The sequence below is a fragment of the Azonexus caeni genome (genome assembly GCF_048146105.1).
Taxonomy (GTDB): Bacteria; Pseudomonadota; Gammaproteobacteria; order Burkholderiales; family Rhodocyclaceae; genus Azonexus; species Azonexus aromaticus_B.
This window is the reverse complement of sequence record NZ_JBKJAD010000002.1, coordinates 266,957-283,478: the sequence shown is the minus strand read 5'-3', so window position 1 is coordinate 283,478 and position 16,522 is coordinate 266,957. Positions and strand designations below refer to the sequence as shown.

At 62.0% G+C, this 16,522-nt stretch carries 22 protein-coding genes; 10 read left to right on the top strand and 12 right to left on the bottom strand.

All coding sequences use genetic code 11. From position 1 onward, the window contains the following. Positions 1–3: 3 nt before the first annotated feature. On the bottom strand, positions 4–558 hold the full coding sequence (locus ACLIIZ_RS04450; protein WP_416690988.1) for a hypothetical protein: 555 nt from the start codon (positions 556–558) through the stop codon (positions 4–6). Further along, a complete protein-coding gene (locus tag ACLIIZ_RS04445) occupies positions 555–1,322 on the bottom strand; it encodes an SURF1 family protein (protein WP_416690987.1) in 768 nt (255 codons plus the stop codon). The genes ACLIIZ_RS04450 and ACLIIZ_RS04445 overlap by 4 nt, the downstream gene beginning before the upstream one ends. On the opposite strand from ACLIIZ_RS04445, the gene ACLIIZ_RS04440 reads away from it, so the two are divergent. Then, a complete protein-coding gene (locus tag ACLIIZ_RS04440; RefSeq protein WP_416690986.1) occupies positions 1,321–1,521 on the top strand; it encodes a twin transmembrane helix small protein in 201 nt (66 codons plus the stop codon). The genes ACLIIZ_RS04445 and ACLIIZ_RS04440 overlap by 2 nt on opposite strands. Here ACLIIZ_RS04440 and ACLIIZ_RS04435 read toward each other — a convergent pair. The 5 genes from ACLIIZ_RS04435 to coxB are packed head-to-tail and all read right to left on the bottom strand — an operon-like array spanning position 1,509 to position 6,002. Beyond that, positions 1,509–2,381, bottom strand: coding sequence for a cytochrome c oxidase subunit 3 (locus ACLIIZ_RS04435; protein ID WP_416690985.1), 873 nt, complete (start codon positions 2,379–2,381; stop codon positions 1,509–1,511). The two genes, ACLIIZ_RS04440 and ACLIIZ_RS04435, sit on opposite strands and share 13 nt — an antisense overlap. Next, entirely contained in the window at positions 2,378–2,980 is a 603-nt protein-coding gene (locus tag ACLIIZ_RS04430; protein WP_416690984.1) for a cytochrome c oxidase assembly protein, read from the bottom strand. The genes ACLIIZ_RS04435 and ACLIIZ_RS04430 overlap by 4 nt, the downstream gene beginning before the upstream one ends. Before the next feature lie 4 nt (positions 2,981–2,984). Next, positions 2,985–3,131 carry a hypothetical protein gene (locus ACLIIZ_RS04425; RefSeq protein ID WP_416690983.1) on the bottom strand — a complete coding sequence of 49 codons (147 nt, stop codon included), beginning with the start codon at positions 3,129–3,131 and terminating at the stop codon, positions 2,985–2,987. Between the two features lie 29 nt (positions 3,132–3,160). Beyond that, a complete protein-coding gene (ctaD, locus tag ACLIIZ_RS04420; protein WP_416690982.1) occupies positions 3,161–4,759 on the bottom strand; it encodes a cytochrome c oxidase subunit I in 1,599 nt (532 codons plus the stop codon). 10 nt (positions 4,760–4,769) lie between these two features. Beyond that, positions 4,770–6,002 (bottom strand): cytochrome c oxidase subunit II, encoded by a 1,233-nt coding sequence (gene coxB / locus ACLIIZ_RS04415; protein WP_416690981.1) that lies wholly within the window; start codon positions 6,000–6,002, stop codon positions 4,770–4,772. A gap of 92 nt (positions 6,003–6,094) precedes the next feature. On the opposite strand from coxB, the gene ACLIIZ_RS04410 reads away from it, so the two are divergent. The 5 genes from ACLIIZ_RS04410 (at position 6,095) to ACLIIZ_RS04390 (ending at position 9,915) form a co-directional block, all read left to right on the top strand. Further along, positions 6,095–6,676 (top strand): SCO family protein, encoded by a 582-nt coding sequence (locus ACLIIZ_RS04410; protein ID WP_416690980.1) that lies wholly within the window; start codon positions 6,095–6,097, stop codon positions 6,674–6,676. Positions 6,677–6,916: 240 nt separating this feature from the next. Next, positions 6,917–7,555, top strand: coding sequence for an aspartyl/asparaginyl beta-hydroxylase domain-containing protein (locus tag ACLIIZ_RS04405; protein ID WP_416690979.1), 639 nt, complete (start codon positions 6,917–6,919; stop codon positions 7,553–7,555). A gap of 4 nt (positions 7,556–7,559) precedes the next feature. Further along, complete coding sequence (locus ACLIIZ_RS04400; protein ID WP_416690978.1) at positions 7,560–7,778, top strand: hypothetical protein; 219 nt, start codon at positions 7,560–7,562, stop codon at positions 7,776–7,778. Next, positions 7,775–8,743, top strand: a complete 969-nt coding sequence (locus ACLIIZ_RS04395) for a hypothetical protein (protein WP_416690977.1) — start codon at positions 7,775–7,777, stop codon at positions 8,741–8,743. The genes ACLIIZ_RS04400 and ACLIIZ_RS04395 overlap by 4 nt, the downstream gene beginning before the upstream one ends. 269 nt (positions 8,744–9,012) lie before the next feature. Beyond that, entirely contained in the window at positions 9,013–9,915 is a 903-nt protein-coding gene (locus tag ACLIIZ_RS04390; RefSeq protein WP_416690976.1) for a hypothetical protein, read from the top strand. A 58-nt stretch (positions 9,916–9,973) separates the two neighbouring features. Here ACLIIZ_RS04390 and ACLIIZ_RS04385 read toward each other — a convergent pair whose 3' ends face one another. Beyond that, entirely contained in the window at positions 9,974–11,911 is a 1,938-nt protein-coding gene (locus ACLIIZ_RS04385; RefSeq protein WP_416690975.1) for an asparagine synthase-related protein, read from the bottom strand. A gap of 148 nt (positions 11,912–12,059) precedes the next feature. On the opposite strand from ACLIIZ_RS04385, the gene ACLIIZ_RS04380 reads away from it, so the two are divergent. After that, positions 12,060–12,212, top strand: coding sequence for a hypothetical protein (locus ACLIIZ_RS04380; protein ID WP_416690974.1), 153 nt, complete (start codon positions 12,060–12,062; stop codon positions 12,210–12,212). A gap of 134 nt (positions 12,213–12,346) precedes the next feature. Here ACLIIZ_RS04380 and ACLIIZ_RS04375 read toward each other — a convergent pair whose 3' ends face one another. The 4 genes from ACLIIZ_RS04375 to ACLIIZ_RS04360 all read right to left on the bottom strand — a co-directional run bounded on the left by ACLIIZ_RS04375 (position 12,347) and on the right by ACLIIZ_RS04360 (position 14,540). After that, positions 12,347–12,883: a phage tail protein gene (locus ACLIIZ_RS04375; protein ID WP_416690973.1), complete on the bottom strand. Its 537-nt coding sequence runs from the start codon at positions 12,881–12,883 to the stop codon at positions 12,347–12,349. 12 nt (positions 12,884–12,895) lie between these two features. Continuing rightward, entirely contained in the window at positions 12,896–13,423 is a 528-nt protein-coding gene (locus ACLIIZ_RS04370; protein ID WP_416690972.1) for a phage tail protein, read from the bottom strand. A gap of 15 nt (positions 13,424–13,438) precedes the next feature. Further along, positions 13,439–13,960, bottom strand: a complete 522-nt coding sequence (locus tag ACLIIZ_RS04365; RefSeq protein WP_416690971.1) for a phage tail protein — start codon at positions 13,958–13,960, stop codon at positions 13,439–13,441. Between the two features lie 277 nt (positions 13,961–14,237). Beyond that, entirely contained in the window at positions 14,238–14,540 is a 303-nt protein-coding gene (locus ACLIIZ_RS04360; RefSeq protein ID WP_416690970.1) for a DUF6916 family protein, read from the bottom strand. A gap of 97 nt (positions 14,541–14,637) precedes the next feature. Between ACLIIZ_RS04360 and ACLIIZ_RS04355 the strand changes: the two genes are divergently transcribed. From ACLIIZ_RS04355 to ACLIIZ_RS04345, 3 genes are all read left to right on the top strand, one after another. Further along, positions 14,638–15,147, top strand: coding sequence for a GNAT family N-acetyltransferase (locus ACLIIZ_RS04355; protein ID WP_416690969.1), 510 nt, complete (start codon positions 14,638–14,640; stop codon positions 15,145–15,147). 78 nt (positions 15,148–15,225) lie between these two features. Beyond that, entirely contained in the window at positions 15,226–15,513 is a 288-nt protein-coding gene (locus ACLIIZ_RS04350) for a lasso peptide biosynthesis PqqD family chaperone (protein WP_416690968.1), read from the top strand. A gap of 3 nt (positions 15,514–15,516) precedes the next feature. Continuing rightward, a complete protein-coding gene (locus ACLIIZ_RS04345) occupies positions 15,517–16,503 on the top strand; it encodes an SAM-dependent methyltransferase (RefSeq protein WP_416690967.1) in 987 nt (328 codons plus the stop codon). Positions 16,504–16,522 lie beyond the last annotated feature (19 nt).

Here is a 16,522-nt window from a genome sequence, read left to right as displayed (position 1 = left end):
CTCCTAGCCGGCGTATTTGAGCAGGCGGTCGAGGTCGGCGCGCAGGCCTTGCGGGCTGGCGTCGGGCGGATAGGTCATGATGATCCGGCCTTGCGGATCGACCAGCAGCAGCGGATCGGCGATGTCGGCCAGGGTGTCCGGCGGCGCGCTGAGCAGCATCAGGTCGGGTTGGCTGGCGCGCACGCCGGGCAGCGCGGGGTCGTCGGCCTGCCCGGTGAGCAGCGCGCGGCCCAGGCGGCCCATGTTCTTGTAGAGGGCGACGTGGACGCGGCGCATTTCGTCGAGGCGGCGCAGGCAATCGGCGGCGCAGGGGTCGCGGACGTGCAGCACCAGTTGCCATTTTTCGGCGTTTTTTTCGGTTGAGCGCAGGATTTCTGCCGGCAGCGGGCGGGGCGGGTTGAGCAGGTGGCCGTGGTGCGTCATCCGCGACGGGTGCCAGCCGCCGAAGTAGAGCGCGGCGGCGATGACGAAGGGCAGGGCGAGCAGGCCGACGATCAGGGCCAGGGTGAGGCGGCCTTGGCGCTGGTCGGGCGGGGTGGGGAGGGCGACGCTGTTCATGGTCGGCGGATCAGGAAATAGCCCCAGATGCCGAGGCTGGCGATGGCAAAACCGAACCATTGCAAGGCGTAGCTGCGGTGGCGGTCGGCGCGTTCGTCCGGGCGCGGCCAGTCGCGCACGTAGCCGCCCGCCGCCGTCGGGTCGAGCTGGACGACCAGGCCTTGCAGCGGGTAGGGCACGGCCGAGCGGAAGCGTTCGAGGTCGAGGTTCTGCCAGACCGGCGCCCAGCCGCTGGTCGGTTGCGCCGCCAGGGTGAAGAAGCGTTGCGCGGGCAGCACGGCGATGCCGCTCACTTCGATTTCGCCGGCCGGCACCTCGGCCACGGGCTGCTGGCGATGATCGGCCGGCGCCGGCAGCCAGCCGCGATTGACCAGCACATGCATGGTCGATCCGGAAAGCTGCAACGGGGTGATGACGTGATAGCCGGCTTGCTCCCGATACGGGCGGTTGTCGATCAGCACCTGGTGGGCGGCGTCGTAGCTGCCGCGCAGGATGACCCGGCGATGGCGCAGGGCATCGACGTCGGCGGGCGTCGTCGGTATGGCGATGGCGGCGTCGTGGCTGCGGCTGTCGAGTTCGCTTTGCAGCGCCGTCTTGCTTTCGGCCTTGCGCCATTGCCACAGGCCGAGCGAAACGAAAGCCGGCAGCAGCAGCGCCAGCAGCAGTCCGCCGAGGATCGCCACCTGCTTGCGGCTGGCCCTTGCCGGCGCGCTCGGGCGGCGCGCATACTGGGCCGTGGCAACTGACCCGGAGGCGTCGTCCATGCTCAGGATTGTGGTGGTTTTGCTGTTGCTTGGCATCGTCGGCAGCCTGTTCTCCGGGCTCTTCCTTCTCTATCGCGATCGCGGCCAGGGCGAACGCACGGTACGCGCGCTGACCCTGCGCATCGGCCTGTCCATCGTGCTCTTCCTGTTGCTGCTCGGCAGTTTCCGGTTTGGCTTCATTCCCGGTTACACCCAGTAAACGAAGACAAAAAGGATCAGCCAGACCACGTCGACAAAGTGCCAGTACCAGGCCACCGCCTCGAAGGCGAAGTGGCGCTCGGCGCTGAAGTGGCCGGCCAGGCTGCGCAACAGGATCACCGCCAGCATGACGGTGCCGAGCGTGACGTGGAAACCGTGGAAGCCGGTGAGCATGAAGAAGGTCGCGCCGTAGGCGCCGGCGCCCATGGTCAGGCCCAGTTCGCTGTAGGCGTGGTGGTATTCGTAAGCCTGGAAGCCGAGGAAGATGGCGCCGAGCAGGACCGTCGCCGCCAGCCCGGCGACCAGTTGCCGGCGCCGGTCGCGCAACAGGGCCCAATGCGCCCAGGTGACGGTGGCGCCGGAACTGAGCAGCAGCGCGGTGTTCAAGGCCGGGATGCCCCAGGCGCCCATCGGCGTGAACGGCGCGCCCTGCGGGCCGCTGGTCGGCCAGGTGCCGGCAAAGTCGGGCCACAGGGTGACGCCATGCACCGCCATCATCTCGCCCAGGCGCGGCACCGAGATCACCCGCATGTAGAACAGGGCGCCGAAGAACGCGGCGAAGAACATCACCTCGGTGGCGATGAACCAGATCATGCCGTAGCGGAAGGAGCGGTCTTCCCAGTCGCGGTAGGCGCCGCTCTGCGATTCGGCGATGACGTGGCCGAACCAGCCGAACAGCACATAGACGATGACCGCCGCGCCGGCCAGCATGACCCACTGGCCGGGGCCGGCGTCGTTCATCGTCTGCACGAAGCCGAGCGCCAGCAGGAACATGCCGGCGGACAGGATCACCGGGTACAGGCTGGGCTGCGGAACGAAGTAGTGCGCGCCGTGGCCGGCGTGGGCTGGAGCGTTTTTCATCTTGCCTCCGCGGTGCGGGTAAGGGTCCGGCGTTGGCCGTCGATGCTGAAAAAGGCGTAGGACAGGGTGATGTGGCGGATGTCGGCGGCGACTTCCTGCTTGACGATGAAGGCCAGCGGCATCTCGCGCGCTTCGCCGGGGCCGAGGGTCTGCTGGGTGAAGCAGAAGCACTCGATCTTGTCGAAATGCTGCGCCGCCTGGCCCGGCGTGACGCTGGGCACGGCCTGGCCGGTGACCGCGCGGTCGGAGGTGTTGCGCACCAGGTAGGCGACCTGCTGCAATTCGCCGGGGTGGATGTCGAGGTGGGTGAGCAGCGGCCGCATCTCCCAGGGCAGGCCGGGCATCACCGTGCCGGTGAATTCGACGCGGATGCTGCGGCCCGTATCGACGACGGCGGCCGGCGCGGCGCTGGCGCTGAGGCCGCCGACGGTAAAGCCGCGCCCCGCTCCGGCGGTCTTGCCGTTGAAGCCGGTGGCCTCGCAGAGCACGTTGTAGAGCGGCACCAGTGCAAAGGCGAAAGCAAAGGCGCCGGCCACCAGCAACAGCAGGCGGCCGATCAGGCGGCGGTGGCTGGCGGGAGCGGCGGGCACCTGTTCCATGGCGCTAACGCGGGATCAACAGCCCGAGCAGGTAGATGGCCAGCACGGCGGCGCCCAGCCACCAGCCGAGGCGGCGGGCGGCGGCGCGCCGTGAGGACAAGTCGGCCGGGGAAAACGCCGCTGCGTCGGCGGATGGGGGGGCGGGGGGCATCGGCTCTCCGATCTGAAAGTTGCCCGGCTTCATTTGATCACCGGCTGGGTTTCCCAACTGTGGTGGGGCGGCGGCGAGGACAGTTCCCACTCCAGCCCTTCGGCGCCTTCCCAGACGCGGCCATCGACCTTGGGGCCGCCGCGCACGCAGCACCAGATGTTCCAGGCAAAGATCAACTGGCTGAGGCCGAGGATGAAGGCGCCGACCGTCGACATGGCGTTGAATTCGGCGAACTGCAGGGCATAGTCGGGAATGCGCCGGGGCATGCCGGCGAGGCCGAGGAAGAACTGCGGCATGAAGGTCAGGTTGAAGGAAATCACCGTCAGCCAGAAATGCAGCTTGCCGAGCTTTTCGCTGTACATGTGGCCGGTCCATTTCGGCAGCCAGTAATAGACGCCGGTCATCACCCCCATGATGCCGCCGGCGAACAGCGCGTAATGGAAGTGGGCGACGACGAAGTAGCTGTGGTGATACTGGGCGTCGGCGGCGACGTCGGCGAGGATCAGCCCGGTCAGGCCGGCGATGCCGAACAGGACGATGAAGCCGACGGCGAACAGCATCGGCGTCTCGAAGCTCATCGCCCCCTTCCACATGGTGGCGATCCAGCAGAAGAAGAGCACGGCCAGCGGCAGCGAGATGGCCATGGTGCTGAACATGAAGTAGATCAGCGCCGGCACCGGCAGGCCGGCGGTGAAGAAGTGGTGCGCCCAGACCACCACCGAGAGCAGGCCGATGGCGATGAAGCTGTAGACCTGCGCCTTGTAGCCGTAGGCCGGCTTGCGCGAGAAGGTGGCCAGCACATGCGGCATCAGCCCCCATACCGGCAGCAGCAGGATATACACCTCGGGATGGCCGAAGAACCAGAACAGGTGCTGGAAGAGGATGGGGTCGCCGCCGCCGGCGGCGTCGAAGAAATGGGTGCCGAAATGGCGGTCGGTGAGCAGCATGGTGACCGCGCCGGCCAGCACCGGCAGGGTAGCGATCAGCAAAAAGGCGGTGATCAGCCAGCCCCAGGCGAACAGCGGCAGCTTCATCATGGTCATGCCGGGGGCACGCATGTTGAAGATGGTGACGATGATGTTGATCGACCCCATGATCGACGAGATGCCCAGGATATGCACGGCGAGGATGGCAAAGTCGACGCCCATGCCGCCCTGCACCGAGAGCGGCGCGTAGAAGGTCCAGCCGGTGGCGATGGCGCCGTCGCCGATGCCGAACAGGGCCAGCGTGAACGGCAGGGTGAGCAGGATGGCGGCCGGCGGCAGCAGCCAGAAGCCCCAGTTGTTCAGCCGTGGCAGCGCCATGTCGGGGGCGCCGATCATCAGCGGCAGCATCCAGTTGGCGAAGCCGGTGGCGGCCGGCATCAGCGCCGCGAAGATCATCACCAGCGCATGCACGCCGATCAGCTGGTTGAAAAACTCGGGTTTCATCAACTGCAGGCCGGGCTGGAAGAGTTCGGCGCGCACGGCAAGGATCATCAACCCGCCGACGAAGAACATGATCAGCGAGAAGCTCAGGTACATCGTGCCGATGTCCTTGTGGTTGGTCGTCGTCAGCCAGCGCATCAGGCCGCCGGGGTAGTGCCCGGCGTCGTGCGGGGTGGGGTGCGTGGTGGTGGCTGTATTCATCGCTCGACTCCTAGCGCAGGGCCTTGATCTGGGCGGGCTGGACCATGTCGCCCTGTTGGTTGCCGAAGCTGTTGCGTTCAAAGGTGATGACGGCGGCCAGTTCGACGTCCGACAGCGTGTTGCGGAAGGCCTGCATGGCGGAGCCTGCCTTGCCGTTCATCACCCGATCCACGTGACCGTCCTTGGCGGGTTGGCCGTTCATGTCGAACAGCGGGCCGGCGATCACCTTGCTGCCGGCCAGCGCCGGGAAGGCCGGGGGCAGGCCCTGGCCCTCGCTCTGGTGGCAGGCGACGCATTGCTTGGCGTAAACCTCCTTGCCGGCGGCGACCAGTTCGTCCTTGCTCCAGGTCCGCTCGCTGCTGCCGGCCGCGGCCTTGGCCTCGGCCTTCTTGCTGTCCACCCAGGCCAGGTACTCCGGCTCGGGCACGGCATGCACCACCACCGGCATGAAGCCGTGATCCTTGCCGCACAGCTCGGCGCACTGGCCGCGGTAGATGCCGGGCTTCTCGATCAGCACCCAGGTCTCGCGCAGGAAGCCGGGGATGGCGTCGCGCTTGACGCCGAATTGCGGCACCCACCAGGTATGGATGACATCGGTCGACGTCAGCAGCACGCGCACCTTCTTGCCCACCGGCAGCACCACCGGCTGGTCGACTTCCAGCAGGTAATGCTCGCCCTTGGCTTCGGCATTGGCGATCTGGTCGCGCGGCGTGGACAGGGTGCTGATGAACTTGATGCCGGCTTCCGGGTATTCGTACTGCCATTTCCACTGCATGCCGGTGACCTTGAGCACCATGTCGGCCCGCGTCTGGGTGTCCTCCATGTTGATCACCGCCTTGACCGCCGGGATGCCCATCAGCACGAAGTCGATGAAGAGCAGGATGGCGAAGGGCACCAGCGCCCAGAACCACTGCAGGGCGCCGCGCGGTCCGGAGAACCTGGCCGCCTGATGTCCGACGCTTTTGCGATGGCGGATCATCGAATAGATCATGATCGCGAACACCACGACGAACAGCACGGTGATGATCAGCATGAATTCGTTGTGGATGTGCAGCGTCTCCCGCGCGATCGGCGTCACCGGTTCCGGGAAGTTGAAACTGTAGGCCGCGTGCGCGGCACCCGGCAGCATTGCCGGGGCGAGGAGGGCGAGGCGCCGAAGGTGGCGCCAGGTCAGCAGGCTTGAAGACGAAATTCCGGCGCGGCAATGCGCCGTCTCTCGCAAAAAATGCGCTGTGATCGTCATCCCGGCTCCCCCCTTCTGACAACCTGCTTTGCCATCTGAAGCGATATTTTTTAATTAGTTCCGTATTATTTAACTCAATGACACCTACACCCATGAAGCGCTACCGCTTGTTCCTGCTCAATGTCGCCCTGTTCCTGCTGCTTGGATGCCAGCCGGAACCGGTCAGCTTTCGCAACACCGACATCACCGGCGCCAGCTTCGGCAGGGATTTCTCGCTCACCGATCACCATGGCCAGCCACGCACCCTGGCCGATTTTCGGGGGCGGGCGGTGATCGTCTTCTTCGGCTACACCTCCTGTCCCGACATCTGCCCGACCACCCTGGCCCGGCTGGCCGAGGCGATGAAGGAACTCGGGGAAGACAGCAAGCGGGTGCAGGTCTTGTTCATCACCCTGGACCCCGAGCGCGACACGCTGGCCCAACTGAAAACCTTCGTTCCCTGGTTCCACCCCGATTTCCTCGGCTTGCGCGGCGAGCCGACGCAGATCCAGGCGCTGACCACGGAATACCGCGTCTTTGCCAGCCGTCACGCGGTGGAAGGTGCGCTCGGCTACGTCGTCGACCACTCCAGCGGCGCTTATGTTTACGACCCGGCCGGCAGGCTGCGGCTCCATGTGCGCGACCCGAACAGCGTCCAGGACCTGGTGGCGGATCTGCGCGTCTTGCTGCATTAGCCATGCGCGTCTAGCAGTTCTGCTTCTTCGCCAACCGTCAGGCGTGCAAGGTCGGGGTGTATCTTTCCGGAGCAGAAAACGTCTTGTCCCGACTTCACCAACAGGCCAGAGAGAGGACGGAAGGGGAGATCTTCGAGAGCAGGGGGGCGGCCTTGAGGTCAAGGTGGATGGCATGCCGAGCGTCCTGGTGTGTATGATGCTTGGGTTTGTGCGTTTGGCATGAGTTTCCGGTGTTCTTGTATGTCATGGGAAATGAAGTGCCCTGATGTTTTCCTGGGGCTTGCTTGCCAATTCATTCCCCCCTTTCCCTGGAGGCGTGACCTCGTGATACCGTCCGTACTTCGCCTGCCGTTGAATTTTGCGCCCAACCGCCTGCAGGCTGATTTGGCGCATCTGCAATCGCAACAGTGGTTGCCTCATTTCAATACCCGCATCTATGACGGTGACTGGAGCGGCTTGCCCCTGCGCGCCGTGCCCGGTAGCGTCATCCCGATGTATTCGGACCCGCAGGCCGAAACCTGGGAAGACACCCCACTGCTGCAAAGCTGCGACTACTTTCCGGAAGTTCTGGCGACTTTCCAATGCCCTCTGTTGGCGGTGCGTTTGCTCAGACTGGGTGCGGGCTCAGTCATCAAGGAACACCGCGATCCGATGCTGAGCCCGGAACATGGTGAAGTGCGCATCCATGTCGTGGTGGCGACGAACCCCGATGTGGAGTGTCGTATCGACGGGGTCAGTTATCGTTGGGCGGCCGGCGAATGCTGGTACGGGAACTTCACCTTGCCGCATAGTTTCACCAATCGTGGTACGACCGAGCGCTTGCATATCGTGCTCGATTGCAAGCTCAACGATTGGTTGCGCGGTTTGCTTGAGGCCTGAGCAGATGGACGGAAGCAGCGAAGAGGCAATTCAGGCCCTGCGTCGAGTCGTGCATGACGATCCCGTCCGGCAAGCGCGCCTGTTTGCCTTGACCAATGCCGGCGAGTTTGTTGCCGCCGTGTTGCAAATGGCGCAATCCCAAGGGATAGGGCTACAGGAAGAAACCGTGTGGCAAGCCATGCGCAGCGGTCGTCGCTCCTGGTCCGACAGAAAGCGGCCATGACGGACATGGACAGGCTCGCCGGTTGGATACCGTTGTTCTTGTCGATGCGCGACGCCAAGGCGCAAGTGGATTGGGGCTATATGGGAGCGGAGCGATTCACCGAGCCGTTCTGTCATGACACCTTGGCCAGGCTGGCGGCTCGGCCATTCAACCAGTTGTTGCGCCAGCAGAGCAGTTTGGATCTGTTGCTGGAGCGCGCATCGAGCCATCCTGGCCTGCCACTGCAAGGTATGGTGTTTCACCTGAGCCGTTGTGGCTCGACGCTGGTGGCGCAATGGCTTTCGGCGCTCACCGATAGCGTTGTGCTGTCAGAGCCGGAAGCTGTGGATAGCTTGTTGCAATGGCCCGCCCCGGCGGCGGGGGCGGAAACAATTCGCGCCTTGCTCGCCGCACTGGGTCAGCCGCGCCGCGTTGGTGATCGCCGCCTGTTTCTGAAAACCGATTGCTGGCATACCGCCCACATCGATCGTTTGCTGGCGGCCTATCCCGATACGCCCTGGATTTTTCTCTACCGCGATCCGCTGGAGGTACTGGTGTCGCATCAGAGAATGCCCGGCTGGCATCTGGTGCCGGGCTCGATGAAAGTCCACGGCCTGCATCCGCCCGATGAACTGATGAGCCAGCCGCTCGGTCATGGCGCTTGGGTGCTGTCCGTCATTCTGGAACAGGCCAGGCATGCCATGCAGCATCACGGTAACGGTTTGCTGATCAATTACGACGAATTGCCTGAGGCCCTGGAAAACCGACTGGCCGCCCACTTCGGCATCGATCTGGCGAGGCAGGATGTGGACAGCCTGCGCGCGCTAACCGGGCGTAGCGCCAAGCGGGCTTACATGGTTTTTCAACCCGATGGCGCCGACAAACGCGCAACCGCCGATTCTGCTGTGCTTGAAATGGTGGAACGCTGGCTGATCGAGCCCTATCAATCCCTGGAGGAAATCCGCAAGGAGAAGGGCTCTGCCTGAGGCGGGGTTGAGGGCGTGACATGGAGAAAATGTTCGATCGCATGCACACGGAACGCGGCCTGTGCCCGCTCTCGTCGCCGGAAATCCGCGGGAAGTGTGCTAGCGTAGCGTGGAAGCCTTGGCTCTTGCATCACTTGGCGGGACACGATTCTCAAACCCATCGATAGATGAAGAATACGAAATTGGCATGCGAAATCCCTGATTCTGATTGGGCTCTTGAGTATGGCCTAACCGAGGTTTCTTAAATTGCTAGCGTGTGTCTTGTCCCCATGAGCCCATTTCGTAGTTACCGCATCCATGGCCTGACTGTTCTCTCAGCCTTGGAGCTTCCAGAACTGTTTGAGGCGCCGATCGATATCCCGGCGGATGTCCTTGTCGATCTTGGCGAAATTTCCGGGCGATTGCCGTCGATTGCCGATCAAGGTCCGATGTGGCAGGCCGGCGAGGGGCGCTTTCTTCTGGAGGTGCCGGAGGTCGCCCGCTATCTGGTCACGGATGGCAAGCAAGTCCGAATCGACCCCGAGCCTGGCGTGGCGCCCGGCGATATCCGCTTGTATCTGCTCGGCGCGGTGCTGGGGGTTGTGCTGCACCAACGCGGTCTGTTGGCCCTGCATGCCGGCGCTGTCGAGGTGAGCGGTCAGGCCGTGGCGTTCGCGGGGAATTCCGGTGCCGGCAAGTCCACCCTGGTGGCACATTTGCGCCAACGCGGTCATCGTCTCATCGGCGACGATCTGCTGGCGATAAGTTTGGATCGTGAAGGCCAGCCCTGGGCCCAGCCCAGCTTCGCCCGCATCAAGCTCTGGGCAGACGCCCTGTGCCACATCCGCCACGAACCCGAGCGACTGGTGCGCGATCATTCCCGTCTGGAGAAATTTCATCTGGCGCTGGAAGAGGATCACCGCGACCTGCCCCTGCCTCTGGCACGGGTTTATCTTCTGGAGGAAAACCGCCTCGACGATGGCGTCGTCATTGAGCCGTTGCGCGGTCTGGATGCCGTCAATGCTTTGGCGCAAATTACCTACAGGCCCCAGCATGTCAAGGCGCTGGGGCTGGGGCAGTGGCAATTCCAGCAGTGTAGTCGAACCGCGAACCGCATCCAGGTACTACGGTTATGCCGCCCCAAATCTCTCGCTCGCATGGAAGAGGTATTGGATCGTGTGGCGCTGGCCTAGCGTCAGGATGCCTGAAGATTCGGGGCGACAGCAACGAATTGACGCCCATTCGCACCATTCATTCGTTCCCTCCTTCCATCTTGCGGATGAACATTCCGACCGAGAGACCACGCAATAATTTGAGTTTGTATTCGCTGATCACCTCCGGCCGGGTCCAGCCCGTCGTGGGCCAATCGTCCAGGGCCTGGCGCATCGCTTTCAAATCCAGCAGGCGGGCCGCCGTCGGCGAAGCTTCCAGCCGATCCAGCTCGGCCGCCATTTCGTCCCGCTCCCGGCCTGCTGTCTCATACCAGTCGGCGGATTGCAGCCCCTTGCTTCGGGCGTACAGGATTTCCGGCGGTAGCCGGTCGCCGTATGCACGGTGCAGCAGCCAGCGCATCTGTCCATTGCGCAGGAACTGGTTTTCAGGGATGGCCAGGCAGAATTCCAGCAAGCGTACGTCGGCGGTGGGGTCGCGCTCGACGACGCCGGCCTGGGCCAAGGCGTCGAGATAGCTGTCACCCAGATCAACTCGGTAAAGCACCATGAGACGGGCAGCCCGGCCGTCGTGCCAAGGGCGGTAGCTGAGCCGGAGATTGCCCTTCTCAGCCCTGGCGCGAATATCCAGAGCATGGGCGACATCAGGATGCAGTGCGGAGAGTCTGAACAGGCCAGAGAGATCGCCTCGCCGCTGTCGGCTGAGTCTGGACCAAAGCCATTCGGGCATGAACGGCCCCAGCGATTGGCTCAGGATCGATTTCCAGCCCATGGCGCCTTGTCGCTGCAAGGCGCGGGACTCGCGCAACCAGGCCCAGGGCCGGCCTTGCCGTAACAATGCCGGTAATAACATGCGGCCATCGAAAGACAATCCCATATTGCCCCATTGCCCGGTCAGAACGACCCGTGCCCCTCGCGCCTCCGCTGCGTTGCGGATGGCGTTGATCCACAGGGCATTGCTTGGATTAAGCAGCGGTCTTGAGGTGTGTTGGGAATGCCGGTCAAGCTCGCTTAAATGCCGCTCGTCGGTACGAATCAGAATGTGATCCATATTCGGGTGGCGTACCGCCAGCGCGGCGGCGGCGGGGCCTTCGTCGGCGTGGCGCCCCCTGGGGGTGGGGCCGTCAAATCCCTCCCTGGGGACATGCGTGAAGGCCAGCAATTTCTTGTTTCGTTCCGCCAGTATGGGGGCTGCCACGGCACATACGGAGCTGCTGTCGAAGCCGGAACTGAGATGCGCCCCTATTTCTCCCCGTGCCCGTAGCCGGCAACGGACAGCGGTTTCCATGTGTTCTCTGAAGGCTTCGACGTAATCCTCGTCTTGTGGAAGCTCAATGCGGCGTTCCGCAGAGAAACGGTGGTAACAGGTCGTACGTACGCCGCCGTTTTGCATGATCAGGCGGTGTCCCGGTTCCAGGCGCTGGATGCCCAGAAAACAGCTCGATGGGCCAACCCAGGGGATCAGGGCCAGATACTCCGCCAGACGTTCCTGATCCAATTCCCGAGGGATTTGCGGTAGCGCATGCAAGGCCTGGGCAGCGGAGGCGAAGGCGAAAAATCCCTTGCCCTGATGCCAGTAGAGGGGGCGCATGCCCATCGGGTCACGGGCCAGGAACAGGCATTCCGTCAAGGGTGACCAGACGGCGAAAGCGAAATCCCCCAACAGGTGCCGGGGGGATTCTTCACCCCAGGCCTCATAGGCGGACAGCACCAGGGCGCTGTCTGCCATGTTCCGTACCTGAGCGGAAGGGATTCGCAGTTTCTGGGCCAGTTCATCCCGATTGTCCAGGCGTCCGGAAAAGACCAGTACTGGCTTGTTGCCGCCGTTGTTCAAGGGCTGACGATCGAAAACGTCTTCCGGCGTGAAGCGGCGTAAGCTACAAACCAAGGCGGCTTGATTGCGCCGCCAGGCGCGGCTGACTTCCGGTCGGTAAATTGCCAAGGCTTGTAGCAGACGCTCGGTGTCATCCTGGCTGACGGCGTCCCCTTGTCTCCTGATGATTCCGGCAATTGTGCTCATGGTTGGGGGTCAATGCGTGGGTTGGGTGTGATCGTCGCCAGGCAATATCCTCGGCATAATATTGCTTGTCTCGGTCAGCGTTTGGTCGATAAAATCGGTAGCGTAGCATTCTTATTCATCATTCATTCTGGTTTGGAGGTCATCCGTCATGCAAGAGCAAGAAACAGTTGATGTCATGGTTCAAGAAGCCATCGTTGAAGGCCGCAAGGAATGGCAAGCCCCGAAGCTGCGCTCCGCCAGGATCGATCTCAGTACGCAAGCTGACTTGGCTGGTTCTGATGACGGTGGTTTGCTGTCCTGATTCGATACGGCAACAGGGCGCGGTGCGGTGATTCGCCTCATAAGCTGATTCTTGCACTTGCCTTTCCGCGCCTCTAGGTGATGTAAAAAAAGCCCCTGCCTTGGCTGGGGCTTTGTCGTTATCATGCCGTTGGATCAGTTACGAGAAGGCCAAACTCCCTCCAGCGCGATACAGAAACGCAGCACCATGTAAGGCTGCATGTTGGCGTGAGGCTGACTACCGCCGGTGACACCGACAGCCTGGGGACTCATATAGACGGTATTGGCCGTGCCATTCGTGTCATAGAGTTCCGTCCCGGCACCATTTTGACGGAAGACCCCCGGATAATTGCCGGTGGGGGCCGCCGTCTCGGTGACTTCACGCTCGAAGGATAGCGTGTGGTTGTGGTTGGCCATTTGGCTCTGGTTCAGGGTGACCGTGTAGTCGCCGCCGGTGGAGCCATAGGCTCGGGGAGTGAGCCCCGGACCGCTACCTTGGCCCATCGGCAAGCGACCCATGAGGTTGGGCAGGTTGAAGTTGGTCCTGCCATCCCCTCCGAAGGTGGTGCCAACGATGGCGTAGAGCGCTTGGTACTGGGCGAGTGACATCTGCTGCCCGTTACAGTCCGCCCAGTTGTAGGGGGGGTAGGTGTAGGGGTAAATGTGGATTTCCCCGATGAATGGTTCAGCCATGGTGGTCTCCGTTCAATTCCGGCTCGGATATTCACCCTGCAGCGCCACGATGAAGCTGAGGGCCATGTAGGGCATCATGTTGGCATGGGCTTGGTTGCCTCCCTCCATGCTCAAGGTATCGCTCGGGGCCGCGACGGGTTTGTCGAAAGTCGCCTGGGTCTCGTACAGGGTGTTGCCGGCTCCGACATTGGCCAATACGTTGCCGTTGGGAGACGGCAAGCTGGCAAGATCGGTATTGGCCATCCAGGCATGGTTGTGCTGGGGCAGATTGGCCGTGAGCACGGTAACGGTTTCCGTGCCGGAAGCGGACCCTAAGAGGCGTGGGGTCAAGCCGGTGCCGGTGCCGAAGTGGATGGGTACCCGGCCGCGCAGATCAGGCAGGCCTAAGGTCTGCACGCCATCGCCACCGTAGATCGTGCCAAACAGGCTGAAGAGGACTTGGTATTGAGAAATCGGGACTGTCTGCCCGAAACACATCGACCAATTCACCGGTGCGTAGTTACCCGCGAATAGCCGAATTTCACCTACAAATGCATCCATGGGAAGTTCCTTTCGTCAGTTGCGGCTGGGGTAATAGCCCTGCATGGCGATACAGAAATTGATTGCCAGGTAGGGCTGCATGTTGTTGTGGGGAGTGCCTTCCCCCACATTGGAGACCGACTGCTGCCCCATGACCGAAGCGCTGCCGCTGGCGTAGGGGGCATAGGCGGTTGCCTTTCCGGATGGTGTTTGCGCCAGATAGAAGGTGGCATTGGGAACCGCCAGATTGGCCACTTCGTTGGAGGCCTTCACCATGTGGTTGTGAGCCGGCATGGTATTGATGGTGAGTGCCTCGGTTTCGCTTCCACCAATAGCGCCGCGCGTGGAAAACTGTGCGCTGTAATGCATCGGTGCCCGGCCTTGCAGGTTGGGCAGGGCAAAGGTGCTGCTGCCGTCGCCGCCAAAGCTGTTGTACAGCAGGCTAAACAGCGCCTGGTTTTGATTGACGGGCAAAATTGCCCCGTTGCAGAACGACCAGTTGTGGGGCGCGAAGTTGAACCCGAAAGTGCTGATCTGGCCGAGGAATGGATCCGCCATAGCATTTCTCCTGATGAGTTTGGAACGGTGGCGGGGGGATGGCAGCTCCATCAATAAAACCTCCGCCGGCTTGGTAAACGGCTTGGTGGCGTCGACATCGAGGACGTAATGCCAGCCCTCCACGCAAAACCACATTCACCGCGTGAGCCGTGCGTCGCGATAACCTCCCAGGCGATGCCGGGAAAGCCGTCGGCGCATCGTTTTTCATGGTGTGGCAAGAACAGCGACCAACTGCGTCAGTTTCGGGCATGCCATGATGCATGCCTTACAGGGAGGTTCAGTTGAAGACTGCCTGGTAAATCATGGCCGTCTCTTCCCGGCCTACGGGGACCAGAAATATGGCGTGCTCAAAGTCACCCTCTGCGCTGAGCAGGTAAGTTCCTTGTTGCAGTGGCAGTTCGAGCGGGCCTTGAAAAATTAGATGAAAGGGATCGCGGCCTCCCCTGAAACCGCCTTTGCGCTGGTAGGGGGCGACTTCAGTCAGTCGCAGCAGGATGCCTCCTTGTTCCAGGGGGAGTTTGAACTCCTGGTCCAGCATGGGAAGGAAATTGTCGATGTCGAGCGCGGTTGGGGCGGTCATGTGTTCCTCCTGTATTGCGGTGATTGCCGACTTTGGAGATGTCATAGTAAGTTATCATAAACTTGTCTGGTCAAAGTTATGTACAGGGGATTAAATAATGCTCATGGGTAATTCACCCCTTCCCGACAATCTGGGCATCCGCCCGGCGCGTCCGGAGGACAAGGGATTTATCGAATCCCTGTATCGGTCGACGCGGGACGATCTACGCCTGATCGATGCCGAGACGGATTTCATCGAGGAATTGATCGGCATGCAGCAGCGCGCCCAGGGGCAGGGCTACGGAGAGATGTTTCCGAATGCCATGTATTTCGTGGTGGAACACCTCAACGAGCGCATCGGCCGTATCGTGGTGGACTTCGGCCCGAACGAGATTCGGCTGGTTGATCTGGCTTTCGTCCCTCAGGCACGGGGGCGCGGATTTGGCGTCACGGTGATCAAGGCGATGCAGTTCGCCGCCGGACAGTCAAGGGCACCACTGACCCTGGCGGTGAACCGGACAAATGTCCGCGCTCGTCAACTCTATCTCTCTCTCGGATTTCGTGTCGAACAGAGCGATGTGATGACAGAGTATATGGCGTGGTATCCAACCGCCGCCTTTATGCAATGAGTGATTTCCGTCGGAAAACGATTCAAGGACATGGGGCTTGTTAACTGCGGCGGGAATTGACATGGGAGCAGTAGCTAGATGATGAACGTCGAGTTGGACAGTGTCGTTGTTCAGGGACGCGAACAGATTTGTGCCGAGGTGGATGGCGAGGTAGTGATGATGAGCATCGCCCAAGGCAATTACTACGGTTTGGACAGTATCGGTGGGCGGGTTTGGGAACTCATCGCCGAACCGTGCAGCGTCAGGGAACTGTGCGAGCGACTGGTCGTTGAGTTCGCTGTCGATCGAGCCACTTGCGAGGCAGATATCCTGTGTTTTCTCAACGATATGGCAGCGCAGAAACTGATCGACACGCGGACGGATTGATTCGTGGCCGTCGATCGCCTTGCTGAATTCCGGAATATCTGTGCCCCCTTGTTTTCCGAATCAGCCTTTCCCGGGGAGCAACTGGCAGCGGCACACCAGTTGTTCGATCTGCTCAGTGGCATCGTCGGTTACGATGACACGGCACCCACCCGGACCGAGGTGACAGATATCTTTCTGCCCACCGGTAAGGCTATTGCTTTCCAAGGCGCTGCGCGTTGCCTTTGGGAATATGCACGCACCAGTAAATTTCTGCGCGGCGTGGAGGCGGCGTTACGCGAGGCGCAACGACGTTTTCCCGGTCAACGCTTGCGCTTGCTGGAAGCCGGCTGCGGGCCGTTCGCCTTGTTGGCATTGCCCTTGGCATGCCGCTTTGAGCCGGGCGAAGTGGGCTTCACCCTGCTCGATGTTCATGAACGCTCCCTGAGTGCGGCACGCCGCATTGTCGAGACGCTCGGGTTGGCCGACTATGTCGAGGGCTACGTGCGAACCGACGCCGCCACTTGGCGTTGTCCGGAAGCGAAGCGGCCCCATGTGGTGGTCTCCGAAACGATGCAGAACGGCTTGAAGAACGAACCCCAGCTGGCGATTACCCGCAACCTTGCGCCGCAACGCCTGCCCGGTGGTCTGTTCTTGCCTGAAGCGGTGGCTCTGGATTTTTCGCTGCTCACCCATCACAGGGACAATAACGAGGTGCCAATATCGCGGAGCCATCCCGTTGCCACCGTGTTCGAACTGACGCCGGATAATCCTGAGGCGGCGCTTTCCGGTCGGATAACGTTACCGACGCCCTTGCCCAGCAACGCTATTCCAGTCATCAATACGCGCATCCGGGTCTACGGCGATATTTGCCTGGATGAGAACGAGTGTAGTCTGACCATTCCCATCCCGATCAGAACGCTTCCGGTTTTGGCGGCGGGGCAGGTCCTGGATTACGCGTACTTGTGGCACCCGCGACCGAGGATGCACTTTTCAACGATGGCGACAGGCTGAGTTTTCAAGCGTTCAGGCG

Coding starts and splice junctions, on each gene's coding strand:
- ACLIIZ_RS04410 (WP_416690980.1), top strand. CDS start 6,095: ATGAAGCGCTACCGCTTGTTCCTGCTCAATGTCGCCCTGTTCCTGCTG.
- ACLIIZ_RS04405 (WP_416690979.1), top strand. CDS start 6,917: ATGTCATGGGAAATGAAGTGCCCTGATGTTTTCCTGGGGCTTGCTTGC.
- ACLIIZ_RS04360 (WP_416690970.1), bottom strand. CDS start 14,540: ATGACCGCCCCAACCGCGCTCGACATCGACAATTTCCTTCCCATGCTG.
- ACLIIZ_RS04435 (WP_416690985.1), bottom strand. CDS start 2,381: ATGAAAAACGCTCCAGCCCACGCCGGCCACGGCGCGCACTACTTCGTT.
- ACLIIZ_RS04430 (WP_416690984.1), bottom strand. CDS start 2,980: ATGGAACAGGTGCCCGCCGCTCCCGCCAGCCACCGCCGCCTGATCGGC.
- coxB (WP_416690981.1), bottom strand. CDS start 6,002: ATGACGATCACAGCGCATTTTTTGCGAGAGACGGCGCATTGCCGCGCC.
- ACLIIZ_RS04365 (WP_416690971.1), bottom strand. CDS start 13,960: ATGGCGGATCCATTCCTCGGCCAGATCAGCACTTTCGGGTTCAACTTC.
- ACLIIZ_RS04380 (WP_416690974.1), top strand. CDS start 12,060: ATGCAAGAGCAAGAAACAGTTGATGTCATGGTTCAAGAAGCCATCGTT.
- ACLIIZ_RS04370 (WP_416690972.1), bottom strand. CDS start 13,423: ATGGATGCATTTGTAGGTGAAATTCGGCTATTCGCGGGTAACTACGCA.
- ACLIIZ_RS04375 (WP_416690973.1), bottom strand. CDS start 12,883: ATGGCTGAACCATTCATCGGGGAAATCCACATTTACCCCTACACCTAC.
- ACLIIZ_RS04385 (WP_416690975.1), bottom strand. CDS start 11,911: ATGAGCACAATTGCCGGAATCATCAGGAGACAAGGGGACGCCGTCAGC.
- ACLIIZ_RS04445 (WP_416690987.1), bottom strand. CDS start 1,322: ATGGACGACGCCTCCGGGTCAGTTGCCACGGCCCAGTATGCGCGCCGC.
- ACLIIZ_RS04350 (WP_416690968.1), top strand. CDS start 15,226: ATGATGAACGTCGAGTTGGACAGTGTCGTTGTTCAGGGACGCGAACAG.
- ACLIIZ_RS04450 (WP_416690988.1), bottom strand. CDS start 558: ATGAACAGCGTCGCCCTCCCCACCCCGCCCGACCAGCGCCAAGGCCGC.
- ACLIIZ_RS04440 (WP_416690986.1), top strand. CDS start 1,321: ATGCTCAGGATTGTGGTGGTTTTGCTGTTGCTTGGCATCGTCGGCAGC.
- ACLIIZ_RS04425 (WP_416690983.1), bottom strand. CDS start 3,131: ATGCCCCCCGCCCCCCCATCCGCCGACGCAGCGGCGTTTTCCCCGGCC.
- ACLIIZ_RS04400 (WP_416690978.1), top strand. CDS start 7,560: ATGGACGGAAGCAGCGAAGAGGCAATTCAGGCCCTGCGTCGAGTCGTG.
- ctaD (WP_416690982.1), bottom strand. CDS start 4,759: ATGAATACAGCCACCACCACGCACCCCACCCCGCACGACGCCGGGCAC.
- ACLIIZ_RS04395 (WP_416690977.1), top strand. CDS start 7,775: ATGACGGACATGGACAGGCTCGCCGGTTGGATACCGTTGTTCTTGTCG.
- ACLIIZ_RS04390 (WP_416690976.1), top strand. CDS start 9,013: ATGAGCCCATTTCGTAGTTACCGCATCCATGGCCTGACTGTTCTCTCA.
- ACLIIZ_RS04355 (WP_416690969.1), top strand. CDS start 14,638: ATGCTCATGGGTAATTCACCCCTTCCCGACAATCTGGGCATCCGCCCG.